The following is a 15,987-nucleotide window of genomic DNA, read 5'->3' as shown; positions in this document are numbered from 1 at the left end:
GGCTCTGCCGGGGGACTCCCAGAGCTTGACATTTCCAGGAATAGAAAGGAAGTCTTCCACCCAAAACCGCTCAAAGTTCATGAAGTGGCGACTGCCTATGTATGACGATCAAAGCTTAAGCCACACCCGCTGGGATTGCACGTGCCTAGAGACCCAATACCGTAAGCAGAAAATTTATGGATCAATTTGGCATTACCTCAGGAAAATTTTACATGATCTTGCAGGCCAAAAGCAGTGTCGGGTTTTGGAAGAGCATCTGCATTCAGATCATGTGCATATGCTTTTGTCGATACCGCCACAGTATCCAGTTTCACAAGTACTAGGTTTTTTGAAAAGCAAAAGTGCGATTCAGATGGCGCAAAATTTTCAGGGTCGAAAGCAAAATTTTATAGGAAAGTACTTTTGGGCAAGAGACTACTATGTATCCACACTTAGTAAGGATGAGAATATAGTCCGTGAATATACCCGGAATCAGAAACGCGAAGACAAACGTCTGGATCAGCTGAACTTATTTGGGTAGTGATTCCAGTCTTTTAACAGCTTTGAGCGGTTCCATATAGGGTCGGTCGTCAATAGCGGACACCAAATGCATGTAAGCCACCTGGAGCTCTTTGAAAAATGTTTCTCATGGCTGCGGGAGCAGAGATAACCAAGCCTCTTCTGCCGTCGTTGCCGATTGTAGAAAATTTCTATGTAGGTTGTATCTGGCGTATGGCTTCCTGCCAGGTTTCGTAACGCTGATGATGAATGAGCTCGTTTTTCAGTACCCCCCAAAACCTCTCAATAGGTGCGTTATCATAACAGTTTCCCCGGAAGGCTCATTGATGCAGGCATTTTGAACTGGCCAGGAAGTTTGCGGTAATCCGCGGAACAATACTGGCTGCCGCGGTCGGAATGATGAATCATACCCAGCCGGAGCTTACGGTGATACTTAATCCTGATAAAAAGCAAGGCCATATCATGAAAAAATCTTACCTGGAGGCAGCTTAAAAAAATCATACTTTAGGTGGCATCTATCTTGCTTCTACCTAGGCTGGAATCAAAACATGACTCGCACAAAAGGGCGCCTAATATAAAATTGCATCTGACCGTGGATGTGCATGACGTGCCGGTCTGAGCTATTATTTCAAAAAGTACAACAGCAGATTGCAAGTAGGCCGCTGCCTTGATCGAAGGATTTGCCACACAGTGTCTTATCGCTGACCGAGGAGATGACAGAAAAGCAAGGAATGGAGCCTGTCTTTCCACCAAGGAAGAATCGGAAGGAGCTTTGTGGTTACGACAAATACCTATACAGAATTAGCCTCTTGATAGAAAATGCTTTTCTCCACTTGAAGCGTTGGCGCGGCATAGCAACTCGGTATACGAAGAATACAGCCTCGTTCCTTGCGGCTATTCACATCCAGTGCATTTATCTTTGGGCTATAATCTCATAACTACACAATCTAACGACACTATCTGAAACCCACCAGACTACTGCGCCTAATTTCATAGATAGCCAGAGCCGCCGCCACCGATGCATTGAGGGAACCGACTGGTCCTGTCTGCGGAATGGACACCATAACATCACAGTGTTTCTGGACCAGAGGGCGAACCCCACGATCCTCTCCACCCACCACAAGGATGAGGGGACCATTCAGTCCGGCAGACGGCAGGGGCTGCCCCTTGCCGTCCAGACCCGCCACCCAGAAGCCCTTTTTTTTACCTTCTTCAAGAAACCGTGTGATATTCACCACCTGACACAGAGGCAGGTGCTCCAGAGCACCTGCTGAAGCCTTCACTGCCGCAGGTGTAGGGCCAGCGGCACGATCCTTTGGAATGACAATTCCCGTTGCCCCCAGACAGAGGGCTGTGCGGGCAATGGCACCCAGGTTACGGGGATCCTCCATACCATCGGCCACAATCACCAGTGGAGAATCTCCACGTATCAGGACATCGGGATCACGGAACCTGAAGGGAGAAACCCTCAGCACAACGCCCTGATGTACCGCGCCAGACACCATGGAAGTCAGCTGTTCCATGCTGCAGGCCTGAGGAACAATCCCCTTTTCCATGGCCAACCGGACCAATTCTGAAAACCGCGGGTTTTCCGTGTCTGAAAGAAACAGTGCCTTGCAGGAACGCAGACCTGCCCTCAGGGCTTCGGTGACAGGATGGATACCATAAAGATCCTCAGAGCTCACTTTGGCTGAAATAGCCCGTGAGGGCTTGTTTTTTTTCATTGCATTCCGTTTCTACAGAAAATCCGTTGTATCCGGATCTTCATATTTCCTGCAGGCATCAATAAGAAAGAGCAGGGCATCTCTGGCCCTCTCAAAATCGTCATTCACAATGCGGTAACGATAGGCATCCTTACGGGCTATCTCCAGAATGGCATCGGCTATGCGACGTTCAATCACCTCAGAAGCATCCGTTCCTCGTTTGAACAGACGTTCCCGAAGACTGGCCACAGAGGGAGGCAGAATAAAAATGGTGACCGCCTCGGGAAAGCGCTCCAGAATCTGGCGCATACCCTGAACGTCTATTTCCAGCAGAAGATCACCGCCGGAAGACAGGGTCTTTTCCAAAGCAAAGGCGGAAGTGCCATAATAATTTCCATGCACTTCCGCCCATTCCACCCACCGGCCCTGATCTATACCTGCCCTGAATTCCTCCAGAGAAATAAAAAAATAATCTCTACCGTCTTTCTCTCCTTTGCGGGGAGAACGGGTGGTATAGGATATGGAATAGGAGAGATCAGGAAAACGCTCCCGTAAAGCCGTGCACAGCGTTGTTTTTCCTGTTCCCGAAGGGGCAGATACCACAAAAAGCCGTCCCCTTTTTCCGCCATTTTCTGATTGTATACGTTCGTTAGCTTGCATCATCCTCATGATCTTTCAGCGCCCCGTAACGCTGGGATATGGTTTCTGATTGAATGGCAGAAAGCACCACATGATTCGAATCCAGCACAATAATGGACCGGGTTCTTCTGCCATGGGTAGCATCCACCAGCCTTTTATCTTCTTTCGCTTCATCCTTCAGACGTTTCATGGGGGCCGAATTGGGGGAAACAATAGCCACAACCCGATCCGCGACCACACTGCTGCCGAAACCAATACTTAAGAGATTCTGATCCGATCTGCCTTTACCGCTCTTCAATGAATTTGCCATGGGAAGCCTTTCTCGGGGATGTCATCGGATACAGATGATCGGTTCCAGCCCTTTTTTGGTTGTAAGGCCCTTTGCCTCTTTTCTCGTACCGCTACTCAATGTTCTGAACCTGCTCACGAAGCTTTTCCAGTTCCGCCTTTACAGCCACAACACGATGAGCCACACTGCTGTCTCCGGCTTTCGAACCCATGGTATTAAACTCCCTGTTGAATTCCTGAAGCAGAAAATTCAGCTTCCGCCCACCGGGCTCCGAACCATCCATAATATCTCGGAAATGAAGGATATGGCTTCTGGCACGAACAACTTCTTCTGAAATATCACTGCGGTCTGCAAGAATAGCCGCTTCCTGCAAAAGCCTTCCCGGATCTGCCTCAAGCCCCGCATCCTGCAGCAGGAGACTGACCCTTTCCATAAGACGGTTCCGATACAGAGTGACAAGGTCCTCGGACGCCGTTTCTATGGCATTGACCTGCTCTTCAATCCAGTCCAGCCTGCGCCTGAAATCATCGGCAAGATACCGGCCTTCCGTACAGCGCATGGCATCAATGGAATCCAGCGCTTCCCCCATGACCGTTTCCACCACCGGGAGCAGACGTTCAGGATCCACTGTTTTTTCAGCCGTTCGCAGAATACCGGTACCCGCGTCAAGAATCATTCCAAGACTTACCTCGCCTGGGATATCAAGGGTTCTGGCAAGGCATTCCAATGCGGATTTACATGAGGCGGCCCTTGCCATATCCACTTCAAAAGCATCCATGGCCTGCTGCATATCACTGATCTGAAGACGAACCTCAACCCTTCCTCGTGCCAACCGGGACGCCAGCATGGCTTTGATACGCTCTTCCAGCCCGTTCATGCCCGATGGTACCCGAATCATAGGATCGAGGTGCCGACTGTTGTAAGTGCGGATTTCCACATCTGCCGTCAGCTCCCCTTCCGTGCGGGAAGCTCTGGCATAGGCTGTCATGCTTTTCATCATTCAGGCCCCTCTTTCAGAACCAAGGGTGCGGGCAGCTTCGGGCAGCATCACGGGAATGCCGTCACGAATTTCATAGGCTACGGCACAAGGCTCACACACGAGCTCCTGAGCCTGTTCATTCTCCAGCACCTTGCCCCGGCAACGGGGACAGGCCAGTACTTCCAGTAATTCAGGGTTCAATCCCATTTTTTCTACCTTTCAAGTCAATCAATCCTGTGCATAACCCAAAAGACCCACAGAAGGCCTGTACACTTAACGCGGAAGGTGCACAGGCAGGTCATATTCTTTTTCCATATCAACAAATCCGACGATCCGTCTATATCCGTAGTTCTTTCTACGATAGGGCATTGCAAGTTAGCGGCCGTATAAGGACCCATGATCCGGACCAAGCTCTGCCGACGAAACCAACCTCTGCCCCCTTAATCTGTCAGACAGGTACAATGCCGATACAGTCTTTTCCCAACTCAGACAGTATCCATGGCCGAATAAAGCTGGCAACAAAATATCATCTTGATTTTAATACAACCCACCATTCACACCAATCACCTGCCCTGTCACATAGGAGGCTTCCGGAGAAGCAAGAAAGGCTACCAGCGAAGCCACTTCCTCTGCCCTGCCCGGTCTTCCAGCCGGAATCTCCTTTATCAGAACTTCCATATTCAAGTCTTCTGTCATGTCCGTTGAAATGAAACCGGGCGCTACCACATTCACCGTAATGTTCCGGCTGGCCAGCTCGCGGGCCAACGCTTTGCTGGCTCCCATCAGACCGGCCTTAGAGGCCGAATAATTCACCTGACCGGCCACACCGGCCTGACCGGACGCAGATCCGATAGAAATGATACGGCCATAGCGTTGGCGCAGCATCTGACGGGCAACAGGTCTTGTAAGATAAAAAAAACTATCCAGATTGGTACGCATCACCTCTTCCCAGGCATCGTTTTTCATACATACCATCAGACCATCTTTGCGCATACCCGCATTATTCACCAGTACATCCAGACGTCCCGTCTGCTTAATCAGTGCATCAAGGTTACTCTCACAGGCAGCGGCATCGGTTACATCCAGCTGCACAAGCTCACCTCTTCCACCCAGACTGCATATGGTTTCAAGGGCCTCCTCTGCTCCGGAACGGCTGGATCGGAAGGCAAGGCAGACATAAAATCCCTTTTCTCCGAGCATCTGGGCAATGGCGCGCCCTATACCCTTTCCGGCACCCGTAACCAAAGCAACTGCTGCATCCTTTTCCATCCAAAACCTCCTTATTACCATTAAAGGGCTTTTTTACCCCAAAGACCTGAAACCTGCAAGGTTCTCACTTCTTTTCCTTCTTCAGAAAGTGGAAAGAACACGAAGAATGCTTTCATAAATCAGGGTAAGTTCTTCCCTTGTCGTACAATAGGGTGGCAGAATATAGATCACATTACCAAGGGGCCTGAGCAATACCCCCGCATCCAGAAAAGCTTTGCGCAGCAAAGGTCCCGAAACATCAAAATATCCGCCGCTGCCATCGGATAAAAGCTCCATGGCCGCAATGGTACCCATGGCCCGGAACCGACGGATACGGGGATGATTTTTCAAGGCTTCTCCCAACTCCCGGTGCCAGTTTTCAAATTTCCGGAAGGGTTCCTCCTCCATTAGCTCCAGGGAAGCAAGACCGGCTGCACATGCCAGGGGATTGGCCGTATAGGAATGTCCATGCCAGAAGGTCCGGGAAGGATCGTCTCCCAGAAAAGCATCCTGCACCTTTTTTGTCGTCACCGTAGCCCCCAGAGGCAGAAAGCCTCCCGTAATTCCCTTGGAAAGGCAGACAATATCCGGAGACGTTTTTGCTTTCACACAGGAAAACCATTCACCCGTCCGGCCAAAACCCGTCATGACCTCATCATAGATGATAAGAAGCCCGGCAGCCTTCATGCGGGCCTGAACACCCAGAAGAAATTCCGGCCTGCAGAACCGCATACCCCCTGCGCCCTGAATCAAAGGTTCCATAATAAGCCCTGCAAAGGTATCCCCATGGTTTTCCAAGGCCTCATCCAGTGTCTTCAGAGCTGCTGCTTCTTTCAATTCCACATCCTCATCATCATCCCAGGTTGAAGGCCAGGGAAGATAGGTGACATCAAACATCAGGGGCCTGAAGGGATCGGAAAATCCGCTGGATCTGTCTCCCACACTCATGGCACCGAGGGTATCGCCATGATAAGCCCCTTCAAAGGCAAGAAAACGGGTGCGCCGGGTTTCTCCCTGATTCCACCAGTACTGCACCGCCATTTTCAAAGCCACCTCCACGGCGGTGGAGCCATCATCGGAGTAAAACATCCGGCAGAGGGCTTCGGGCAGGTGGGACAATACCCCTTCGGCCAGGGCTTCGGCAGGCCCATGGGTGAGTCCGGCAGGGATCACCTGCTCAAGGGTTAAAGCCTGATGATAAATGGCTTCAGCAATTTCTCTTCTTCCATGGCCGTGCAGGTTCACCCACCAGCTGGAAATACCGTCAAGAAGCCTGCTGCCGTCTTCCAGAACAAGCCAGCTTCCCTGACCGGAGGCCACGCGCAAAGGATTGGCTGCTGCTTCAATGGGGGTAAAGGGCATCCAGAAGGCAGAAGCCCTGTCTTTTTGATCCGTTTTCATATTTTCCGTACTCCTTTTAGAGTCCATGGCTTATCAAGGTTTCTGATGGTGCCCGATATGGCCCACATAAGCTGAGGTTCTCGAAGCCAGGGGGTTGCCTGTCCGGCACACAGGCGGCGCATTGAATCTGTTCTAAGCTGCAGGCTCCATGCACGGTGCCCTTGCCATGCGGGTGCTGCCGCCAATATTTTCCAACACAGCAATCCAGCGTTTTCCCCACCATTTCGATGCCATGGTCCCTTTTCGGGAGCCTGCACGGATAGCGTCTTTCACTTCCTTTGGCCTTGTGGTCGGAAAACCAGAATTCCAGCACCTGTTCATTTCACTCTCCCACGGCCTCTTTAGAAAGGGCCAGTACCTTCTTCAGGGCACTGGTGGACAGTTCCGTAACCCAGCCCTCGCCACTGCCCACAATACTTTCCGAAAGGGCGCTTTTCTTTTCAAGCATGGCGTCAATGCGCTCTTCCATGGTTCCGGCGCAAAGAAATTTATGCACCTGCACATTCATTTTCTGACCGATGCGAAAGGCCCTGTCCGTGGCCTGATTTTCCACGGCCGGGTTCCACCAGCGATCAGAGTGAAACACATGGCTGGCCTCGGTGAGGTTTAAGCCCGTTCCTCCGGCCTTGGGGGAGAGGACAAAAATCTTCGGCCCGGATTTTCCTGCCTGAAAGCGGCTTACCATGGTATCCCTGTCCTTCACCACTGTCTCCCCATGGAGAAAAAGCACCTCCTGACCGAAACTCTGCGGCAGGTGGGTGTTCAAGATATCGCCCATCTCTTTGAACTGGGAAGAAATGTGGGCCTTTTCCCCGGCCACCAGCACCTCTTCCATCATTTCCGTCAACCGTTCCAGCTTGCCCGAACGGCCTTCCACCGCAGAGCCATCCCTCAAAAAATGGGCCGGATGGTTGCATATCTGCTTCCGTTTAGAAAGGGCCGCCAGCACCATGCCCTTACGCTGGATTCCATCGCTGGATTCCAAAGCGGCCTACATATCGCTGGCCTGTTCCTTTGTGAGGGTACAGAGCACCTTCATTTCCTGTTTATCCGGCAGATCCGTGATGACCTCCCTATCCGTTTTGACCCTGCGAAGCACAAAGGGACCACTGCTTTCCCGCACCAGAGCATCCAGGGCAAAGGCTGTGAAGGCGTAGAAGATCTCTCTGGGGTGGATGGCAGGCGCTTCAAGACTCTTCTCCGATGCAAGGCAGCGGCAGGATTCGGGCATGGCTGCTTCAAGACGGGCCAGGGTATCCTAACCCTCCCCATGGGGCAGGGGCTGCCACCGGGCATAAAAAATCCTTACCTTCCCCCCGCTGCACAGCAGGCAGATAGACTCCCTTTACGGCAAGGGAACCCGCAAAGCGCAGCCTCTGGCCCCACCACAGAAGATCCGATCCCGCAAAAAGCCCCTTTTCCAGAAGGGGACCTCCCATGCAGCAGCCCAAAAGCGCCCGGCATCCCTGCCAATCCAGGGCAAGGGGTGATGTCAGCCAGGGATGAAGGCTGAGGGCCTCCCCTCCCCTCCGGAGACTGGCCAATGAGAGGACTTGAAGGCAAAGGACAACCCTTCAGGGTGGGCAGAAAAAGGAATGCCGTGCGAAAATCTTTTTTCAAAGCCCGGATCTCCGGAAAGGTCTTTTTCAAAAGCACCCCAAGGGATGAAGGACCGGGGTCATAGAAAAAAGCCTGTGGCGGGGAGTTTTTGCCGCTTCCGCACAGGGCAAGAAGCTCTAAGAATAAAATTGCGTCCCGAACAAATGGTCCGATTATCTATGCACCTGATTAAAGGCATTCGATTTAACGAAGAAACATTGTGCTGAACAATTACCCCATAGGTAGCTTTGGCGCTGATTTCCTGCTTCCCGGAGGCTGGTTTCACACTTGCCTTGAATAAAAACAGGTCCGAAACAGTACCGCCATGTCCACTTCCGATAAATTTGCCACAAAAGGCACATGGACAAGCAGGGGAACACCCGTCATGAGGGTGAGATCTTCCAGATTATCCCGGTGGAAAGGGCCATTGGCCACAATTCCTGCAATGGGGATACCACGATTTTTCAGGGCTTCCACGGATAAAAAAGTATGGTTCAAAGTGCCAAGACCCGTGCGGCATACAAGGAGAACGGGAAGATCCAGATGCCGTATCAGATCCGTCATATATAGATCATCTGCCAGGGGAACCAGCACCCCCCCTGCCCCCTCCACCACCAGATGACGGCTACCCGAATCCGGCAATACAAAATCTGAAAGCCGGATAAAACGGCCTTCTTTCTCCGCCGCCCTGTGGGGAGAGAGGGGCTCCGTAAAACAAAAACGCTCCGGGAAAAAATGCCCGTCACCCAGACCCGTAAGGCGCTGTACCGTATCCCTGTCCCGATCGGGCGGGAATCCCGTCTGCACAGGTTTCCAGTACATGGCAGAAAGCCCTGCCACACAGAGGGCGGAAACAAAGGTTTTGCCGATATCCGTGTCCGTACCGCTTATAAAAAAACGTCGGGGAAGGTCTGCCATTCCACACATCCTTTTTTTTCTTCCGTCCGTTTTACGGATTGAGTATTCCCCAAAAAAGCACCCTCACCCCAGCCCCTGGCTTCGAGAGTCTCCGCCACCACCAGAGGGAGAGGGGTATAAAGGATGGTCTTCGTTCTGGTAGCTGCCGCATCTTCAGGTTTCTGTGCAAAAACGAAATACACCCTGTAGCTGACTTCCGCAGGCCTGCCTTCACACTCTCTCGACCAGGCTTTCATGATGCGGGCAAGGAGTCTCGGATCTGTTTTTTCTTCCGAAAGGGGTGTCCCGGCACCAATGGCCCCCAGAGAGCGGAAAAAATATTTCGGAGAGGGATAGGATTCCACCATACGGCCACTATATATTGTTACACGGCATCCGGTCTTCTGAAGGATCTGCGCCACCACTTGCCCCTCCGGCAGAGGATTGGCGGAAAAGGGCAGATTTTCTTTTTCACAGATTTTTTTCCACTCCGTAAAGGAGCCTTCCCCCTGAAAGGAAAGGGCCAGAAGACCACCGGGCACAAGGGAGTCCACAAGACTTGCAAGACTTTGTGCAAGGTTTGTAAACCACTGTATGGTAAAACCTGAAACCACAAGTCCAAAAGAGGAGTTTTCCCGCAAAACCTCTCCATCCATCACCAAAAAATCCATGGATGCCGCAGGAAAATCCCTTCTGAGATTCGCCTCACAAAGCTCTACCATGGCAGGAGCAAGATCCGTTATCACATGATGTCTGCCCCCTGAAAGCGTTATCAGGCCCTTTGTAACAAAACCTGTTCCACAGCCGATTTCAAGGACAGGAGCCTCGGGCAGATTGCCTGAAAAATCTTTAAGATAATCCAGAAAAATCTCCGATGCCCTGCGCTGCACCCTTGCATGTTCATTGTAGGTATGAGCTTTGGCAGAAAAGGCAGCAGCTACTTTTTCCTTCATGACCGACACTCCCCGATGGCACAAGCTGCCAGCTCCCCCAGCATTTCAGCATGGGTCAGGGGAATACCATGATCCCCGTCCTCCACCATATGAAGGCGGGCATGGGGAAGTGCTGCCTGTAGCTCCTCTGCCCTGCTGGCATCCACCACCTTATCCTGTCTGCCATGGATAATATGAATCACAGGGATTTTCAGGAAAAGATCCAGATCCAGACGGGAATGCGCCAGATTTTGCAGGTCTTCAGCCATAAGGGCGGTATTAACAAACCCAGAACGAAGATTTTCCTTCTGCCCGCAGAGACGGCGGAAAAGAGCCACAAGGGCTTCGGGATTTTCTTTAAGTTTTTTCTGCATCAGATAAAGAATCCGTTCCGATCTGCGCCGTCTGCTGCGGTCTGCGGGCAGAAAGCTGTTAAAACCGGCTACAATAACAATAAAATCTGCCTGCTTTAGCCATACATCAGGGATAAGGTGAAGGCCAAAAGAATGGGTGACAATGCCCTTGATACCGGCATCCCGGGGCAAAGAAGGCAAGCACGGACTGCCAAAATACCCCCGATCCAGCAGACAGAGGGCTTCCGGTTTTTCCAATACAACCCCAAGGGGAGCCCAGAAATCAGGACTTTGGGCCCAGCCGTGTACGCAGAGGATGGAATGGGGGAAAAAAGACATCATAAATATCCGTCATTTTATGTCTAGATAATGTACAAAAGGTAACTGTTCAGCACAATTTATTCCAAAACTCCAACACTGTAATTGCAGCAGTATCATACTATTGCAAGGCACACTGGCTTATTTGCAAGTGACGTTGCAATCGTTTCAGATTTCGGGACTCAAGCTTGCAAAAGCCCATTATTTTCATCACAGGCTTTGGTTCTATGGCTTGAGTGACGGAGTGCGCCACGGGCAAATAGCCTGGGTGCCTGTGCATCCATCTGGCAGGTATGGTACCTGAAAAATTATGCTAAGCAATTACAGTAAAAGTAGAAAAAGCCCTGATCAGCCCTTCCACATCTTTTTTACTGTGCAGAGCGCAGAGGGAAAGACGAATACGGCTTTCCCCTTCCGGCACCGTGGGCGGACGGATGGCAACGCCTAAAAAACCCTCCTTTTCCAGATGGGCCGAAAGGGCCAGAGCTGTTTTTGCATCTCCCATCATGACAGGCACAATCTGGGTGGATGAAGCTCCGGTATCAAAACCAAGCTTCTGCAATCCCAGACGAAGCCGATTCCCAAGGGCTGTAAGGTGCACCCTTTCCGCATCCATCTCCGCCATGCGGTCCAGACTGGCATCCACCATGCCTATCACCGAAGGAGGAAGGGCCGTAGAAAAGACAAAACCACCCATCTCATTGACAAGATACTCTTTAAGAAGGGCCGGGCCTGCCACATAGGCTCCGAACACCCCTGCCCCCTTGCCAAAGGTTCCCACCACGGCATGGGCCATACCGGGCTTCACCAGCCCCATGCCCTGATCCCCCAAAACCCCTGTGGCATGGGCCTCATCCACCAGCAGAAGGGCTTGATGGATTGCTGCAAGCCGACTCAGCCCCTCCAGATCCGGCACATCACCGTCCATGGAAAAAACCGATTCCGTGACAATGCACTTTCTTGTTTCTTCTGGCGCATTGCAAAGGAGTTTTTCAAGGTGACTGAGGTCATTGTGCCGAAAACGGATAATCTTACCGCCGGAAAGTCTTGCTCCCTGTATCAGGCTGTTATGATTGAGACGATCGGAAAAAATAAGGGTTTTTCTGTCACATAGGGCTGCCAGCAGGCTAAGGTTGGCCTGATAACCCGATGCCAGCATGAGTACCGATTCAAAGCCCTTCATCCTTGCTATTTTTTTTTCCACTGCCTCCATACAGGAAAAATTTCCGCAGATCAGGCGGGATGCCGTGGCACCGGCTCCAAAATACCTTGCAAACTCTTCTCCCCGTTGCAAAAGAAGGGGATCTCTGGAAAGCCCCAGATAATCGTTACCGGAAAAATTTACCAGAATCCGATCCCCCACACGCACCCTGCCCCCGTCCATGGGCTCCATGGACCGAAGGTTGCGCAGAGTTCCGGCCTCCCTTCTTTTTTCAAGGGCCTTTTCCATGGGAAAAAAAACTTCAGGCAGAGGCGGCATTTCCATTGCTTCCCCTTTTTCTATACCCGTTTTTGCCATTCTTTCCCCTGTCCTCCAGCTTTGCAGGGGTGCAGGAGGTGACAACACCCCCCGGCCCGAGAATATCCTGCAGCTCTGCCATGAGTTCCGCTCCGGGACTGACCTTGAGAAGATCCGGAAATTCAATGTGGGTTTCCGTTTTTTCAGGAATTCGTACATGGAGCTGCACAGCACAATTCCCCGGATAACGGCGCAGGGATTCCTGCACCTTCACAAGATCTTCTCTCTTATGGATATCCGTACTCACATTAAGATGCAGCATACCGGTCCATACCTCTCCGGCCCTGTCCAGATGGACAAGCTTTTCCGCCTTAATTTTGGCAGAAGACCCTTCCACCTGAGCCTCTCCCTCCACAATAACGGGCGTATCCGTTTCCAGAAGATCCGTAATCAAAGAAAAAAGGGATGGGAAAATAACCGCCTCCACCAATGCTCCGGTCATGTCCTCCAGGTTCATGAAGGCCATTTTATCACCTTTTTTGGTAATAATAACCTTCACATCATGGATACTGCCACCAAGACGCACGGCGGACCCATTGGCTACTGTCTTCAATCCTTCCGCATCCGTTGTGGCATAGCGGGCAATGGCCTCTTTGTATTTTTGTAAGGGATGTCCGGAAAGATACAGCCCCAGAAGCTCCTTTTCCAAAAACAGCAAGTCCCTGTCCTCCCACTCCGGAATGTCCGGGAATACAGGCCTAAGACCTTCGGCAACGGGATCTTCCACCATATCAAAAAGGCCCATCTGTGGATCGTTTTTTTCCTTCTGTGCCCGTACTCCATGATCCACGGCCTCATCCAGCACCGCCATCATGCGGCTACGCTCCACACCCGTACTATCGAAGCCGCCGCACTTGATCAATGCCTCCAGCACCCGTTTATTCACCTTTCTCAGATCAATGCGTTCACAGAAATCAAAGAGATCTTCAAAGGGTCCGTTGGCTTCTCTTTCCGCAAGAATGGCGGCAACAGGTCCTTCACCAACATTTTTAACAGCCACAAGGCCAAAGCGGATGGCGTCATCCACCACAGTGAAAGCAAGACCCGATGCATTGACATCCGGAGGGAGTACCTCAATGTTATGACTGCGGCATTCTTCAATAAACTTTACCACACCATCCAGGGAATTCATTTCTGAGGTCAGAAGAGCGGCCATAAAGGCCAAAGGATAATGGGCCTTCAGATAGGCCGTCTGATAAGCAATCAGGGCATAAGCTGCGGAATGGGACTTGTTAAAACCATAACCGCCGAATTTTTCCATGAGATCGAAAATATGCCCGGCTTTTTCAAGCTCGACATCACTTTCAGCGGCCCCCTTCATAAAACGCTCCCGCTGGGCCACCATCATTTCAGCTATCTTTTTCCCCATGGCCTTACGCAGACCATCGGCTTCGGCCATGGTGTATCTGGCCAGCACCCCGGCAATTTTCATGACCTGTTCCTGATAAAGAATTACGCCATAGGTATCCTTCAGGATAGGTTCCAGCTGGGGAAGCGCATAGGAAACTTCGGCCCTGCCATGCTTTCTCTCCACAAAATCATCCACCATACCACTTTCCAGAGGGCCGGGGCGATAGAGGGCCACAAGGGCGGTAATGTCGCCGAAGGTGGAAGGCCTGAGGCGTACCAGAAGGTCTTTCATACCGGAACTTTCCAGCTGAAAAACACCTGTGGTGTCTCCTCTGGAAAGAAGATCGTAGCTTGGCTGGTCATCGAGGGGAATGGTGTCGAGATCCGGCACCTCAAGTCCCTGAAGGGCAATGAGATCGAGGGCTTCTTTGATGACCGTTAGGTTACGAAGCCCCAGAAAGTCAAACTTCACCAATCCAATTTTTTCCACATAATGCATGTCAAACTGGGTGACAACCTCACCCTTTTTACCACAGTACAGTGGCAGATAATCATCCAGCCTGCGATCCCCGATAACCACACCCGCCGCATGGGTGGATGCATGACGAGGCAAACCTTCAAGCTTTCTGGCAATATCCAGCAATTCCTTGATGTCGGATCGTTCCGCAGCCCTTTTCAGAATTTCCGGTTCCTGTTCCAGGGCCTTCTCAAGGCTGATATTCAGGACTTCCGGAACAAGCTTGGCTATTTCATCCACATCCTTCAGGGGAATGCCAAGGGCACGGCCCACATCCCGGATCACAGCGCGGGTTTTCATTTTCCCGTAGGTGATGATCTGGGCCACATAGTCCCCACCTCCGTATTTTCTTACGACATAATCGTATACTTTTTCCCTGCCGTTAATGCAAAAATCCACATCTATATCTGGCATGGAAATACGGCTGGGATTGAGAAACCGCTCAAAAATCAGGCCATGCTCAATGGGATCGAGGTCTGTAATCCCCATGGCATAGGCCACCATGGATCCTGCGGCAGACCCCCTCCCGGGACCAACAGGAATGCCGTTTTCCTTGGAATAGCGGATAAAATCTGCCACGATGAGAAAATAGCCGGGGAAGCCCATGCTATTGATGGTCTCTATCTCGTAATTGAGACGATCAAGATACAGTTTTTCATCCACATCCGGATTATTTTTGCGGATCAAAACCATACGCTTTTCAAAACCCCTGCGGGCCGTAGCATCAAAAAGTTCATCCGCCGTTCCCGTTTCTTCTGTGGGAAAATTCGGGAAATGATAGGTATTGAAATCAAAGCTCACATCACAGCGACTGGCTATATCCACAGAATTGGCAAGGGCACCCTTGAAGTGACCCAGCTCACGGGCCATGATCTCCCGGCTTTTAAAATACAAGGCATCGGTGCCAAACTGGAACCGGTTGGGATCGTGGATGGTCTTTCCCGTCTGTATGCACAGAAGCAGCTCATGGGCCCTCGTATCTTCCGCATCCAGATAGTGGCAGTCGTTGGTGGCCACAAGGGGCAGGGAAAGGCGCTCCGCCATATCCACAAGCAGAGTATTGGCCTCCCTCTGGGGTCTGAGTCCATTTTCCTGAATTTCCAGGAAAAAATTACCCTCTCCAAATATTTTTTCATAGTAGCGGGCTTTTTCTTCCGCCGCTGCTGTCTGCCCTCTGAGCAGAAGCTTGGGGATAGACCCCTGAAGACAGGCGGAAAGGGCAATAATGCCTTCGCTGTGGGCCGCCAGCACCTCATCATCCACTCTGGGTTTATAATAAAACCCCTTCATCTGGGCTATGGTGGCAAGCTTGCAGAGATTTTTATACCCCTCATTGTTCCGGGCCAGCAATACCAGATGGGAAAGCCCTTTGGCATCTTCCGTACTTTTATCCGACAGGGATCTCGGCGCCACATAGCACTCACAGCCAATGATGGGTTTAATTCCGGCTTTCACCGCTTTTTCATAGAATTCCATTACCCCGAACATGGTGCCGTGGTCCGTAATGGCAACGGAATGCATACCGTATTCTTTTGCTCTGGCAAAGAGAGGGTCGAGGCGAATGGCCCCATCCAGAAGACTGTACTGGGTATGAAGGTGAAGATGGACAAAATCCGGAACCGGGGTTTCCATGAAAAAAACCTTTCTTCTTTCAAGCATATAAAAAACAAACAGGCATTATGAAATCTGATTGCTATCCTGACTCAGCCACAGGTTGCTGTCAGACCATAATGCAAGCGGATATT

General features: G+C 51.3%; 17 protein-coding genes and 2 pseudogenes. 2 read left to right on the top strand and 17 right to left on the bottom strand.

Translation table 11 applies throughout. The annotated features are described in order from the left end of the window. Window positions 1-79 precede the first annotated feature (79 nt). Entirely contained in the window at window positions 80-520 is a 441-nt protein-coding gene (gene tnpA / locus OOT00_RS09320; RefSeq protein ID WP_438266395.1) for an IS200/IS605 family transposase, read from the top strand. A 125-nt stretch (window positions 521-645) separates the two neighbouring features. On the opposite strand, the pseudogene OOT00_RS16555 reads toward tnpA, so the two are convergent. Then, a pseudogene (locus OOT00_RS16555) lies at window positions 646-909 on the bottom strand (integrase core domain-containing protein); the annotation flags it as partial. A 122-nt stretch (window positions 910-1,031) separates the two neighbouring features. Here OOT00_RS16555 and OOT00_RS09310 point away from each other — a divergent pair. After that, window positions 1,032-1,436: pseudogene (locus OOT00_RS09310) on the top strand (transposase); the annotation flags it as partial. Between the two features lie 18 nt (window positions 1,437-1,454). Here the strand turns inward: OOT00_RS09310 and rlmB are convergent. The 16 genes from rlmB to dnaE form a co-directional block, all read right to left on the bottom strand. Then, a complete protein-coding gene (gene rlmB / locus OOT00_RS09305) occupies window positions 1,455-2,222 on the bottom strand; it encodes a 23S rRNA (guanosine(2251)-2'-O)-methyltransferase RlmB (RefSeq protein ID WP_265425104.1) in 768 nt (255 codons plus the stop codon). A gap of 12 nt (window positions 2,223-2,234) precedes the next feature. Further along, the gene (gmk, locus tag OOT00_RS09300; RefSeq protein ID WP_265425103.1) at window positions 2,235-2,864 is read right to left on the bottom strand and encodes a guanylate kinase; all 630 of its coding nucleotides are present in this window, start codon (window positions 2,862-2,864) and stop codon (window positions 2,235-2,237) included. After that, window positions 2,851-3,150, bottom strand: a complete 300-nt coding sequence (locus tag OOT00_RS09295) for a DUF370 domain-containing protein (RefSeq protein ID WP_265425102.1) — start codon at window positions 3,148-3,150, stop codon at window positions 2,851-2,853. The genes gmk and OOT00_RS09295 overlap by 14 nt, the downstream gene beginning before the upstream one ends. 91 nt (window positions 3,151-3,241) lie before the next feature. Further along, window positions 3,242-4,129 (bottom strand): YicC/YloC family endoribonuclease, encoded by an 888-nt coding sequence (locus OOT00_RS09290; protein WP_265425101.1) that lies wholly within the window; start codon window positions 4,127-4,129, stop codon window positions 3,242-3,244. Further along, entirely contained in the window at window positions 4,130-4,315 is a 186-nt protein-coding gene (locus OOT00_RS09285; RefSeq protein WP_265425100.1) for a Trm112 family protein, read from the bottom strand. 330 nt (window positions 4,316-4,645) lie between these two features. After that, complete coding sequence (fabG, locus tag OOT00_RS09280) at window positions 4,646-5,377, bottom strand: 3-oxoacyl-ACP reductase FabG (protein ID WP_265425099.1); 732 nt, start codon at window positions 5,375-5,377, stop codon at window positions 4,646-4,648. Between the two features lie 81 nt (window positions 5,378-5,458). After that, entirely contained in the window at window positions 5,459-6,757 is a 1,299-nt protein-coding gene (gene bioA / locus OOT00_RS09275) for an adenosylmethionine--8-amino-7-oxononanoate transaminase (RefSeq protein ID WP_265425098.1), read from the bottom strand. A 132-nt stretch (window positions 6,758-6,889) separates the two neighbouring features. Further along, window positions 6,890-7,078 (bottom strand): hypothetical protein, encoded by a 189-nt coding sequence (locus tag OOT00_RS09270; RefSeq protein ID WP_265425097.1) that lies wholly within the window; start codon window positions 7,076-7,078, stop codon window positions 6,890-6,892. A gap of 1 nt (window position 7,079) precedes the next feature. Continuing rightward, entirely contained in the window at window positions 7,080-7,742 is a 663-nt protein-coding gene (locus tag OOT00_RS09265) for a DEAD/DEAH box helicase (RefSeq protein WP_265425096.1), read from the bottom strand. A gap of 6 nt (window positions 7,743-7,748) precedes the next feature. Next, window positions 7,749-7,988, bottom strand: a complete 240-nt coding sequence (locus tag OOT00_RS09260; RefSeq protein ID WP_265425095.1) for a hypothetical protein — start codon at window positions 7,986-7,988, stop codon at window positions 7,749-7,751. A gap of 7 nt (window positions 7,989-7,995) precedes the next feature. After that, window positions 7,996-8,301, bottom strand: coding sequence for a hypothetical protein (locus tag OOT00_RS09255; RefSeq protein ID WP_265425094.1), 306 nt, complete (start codon window positions 8,299-8,301; stop codon window positions 7,996-7,998). Between the two features lie 337 nt (window positions 8,302-8,638). Next, window positions 8,639-9,274 carry a dethiobiotin synthase gene (gene bioD, locus OOT00_RS09250; protein ID WP_265425093.1) on the bottom strand — a complete coding sequence of 212 codons (636 nt, stop codon included), beginning with the start codon at window positions 9,272-9,274 and terminating at the stop codon, window positions 8,639-8,641. Then, a complete protein-coding gene (locus tag OOT00_RS09245) occupies window positions 9,244-10,206 on the bottom strand; it encodes a methyltransferase domain-containing protein (RefSeq protein WP_265425092.1) in 963 nt (320 codons plus the stop codon). The genes bioD and OOT00_RS09245 overlap by 31 nt, the downstream gene beginning before the upstream one ends. Then, on the bottom strand, window positions 10,203-10,880 hold the full coding sequence (locus OOT00_RS09240; RefSeq protein WP_265425091.1) for an alpha/beta hydrolase: 678 nt from the start codon (window positions 10,878-10,880) through the stop codon (window positions 10,203-10,205). Before OOT00_RS09240 ends, OOT00_RS09245 begins: the two co-directional genes overlap by 4 nt. A 289-nt stretch (window positions 10,881-11,169) precedes the next feature. Continuing rightward, on the bottom strand, window positions 11,170-12,375 hold the full coding sequence (locus OOT00_RS09235; protein WP_265425090.1) for an aminotransferase class I/II-fold pyridoxal phosphate-dependent enzyme: 1,206 nt from the start codon (window positions 12,373-12,375) through the stop codon (window positions 11,170-11,172). Continuing rightward, a complete protein-coding gene (dnaE, locus tag OOT00_RS09230; protein ID WP_265425089.1) occupies window positions 12,320-15,874 on the bottom strand; it encodes a DNA polymerase III subunit alpha in 3,555 nt (1,184 codons plus the stop codon). The genes OOT00_RS09235 and dnaE overlap by 56 nt, the downstream gene beginning before the upstream one ends. Window positions 15,875-15,987: the final 113 nt, after the last annotated feature.

It is taken from the genome of Desulfobotulus pelophilus, assembly GCF_026155325.1.
In the GTDB taxonomy this organism is placed as follows: domain Bacteria; phylum Desulfobacterota; class Desulfobacteria; order Desulfobacterales; family ASO4-4; genus Desulfobotulus; species Desulfobotulus pelophilus.
This window is presented reverse-complemented; position numbering and strand designations above follow the sequence as displayed.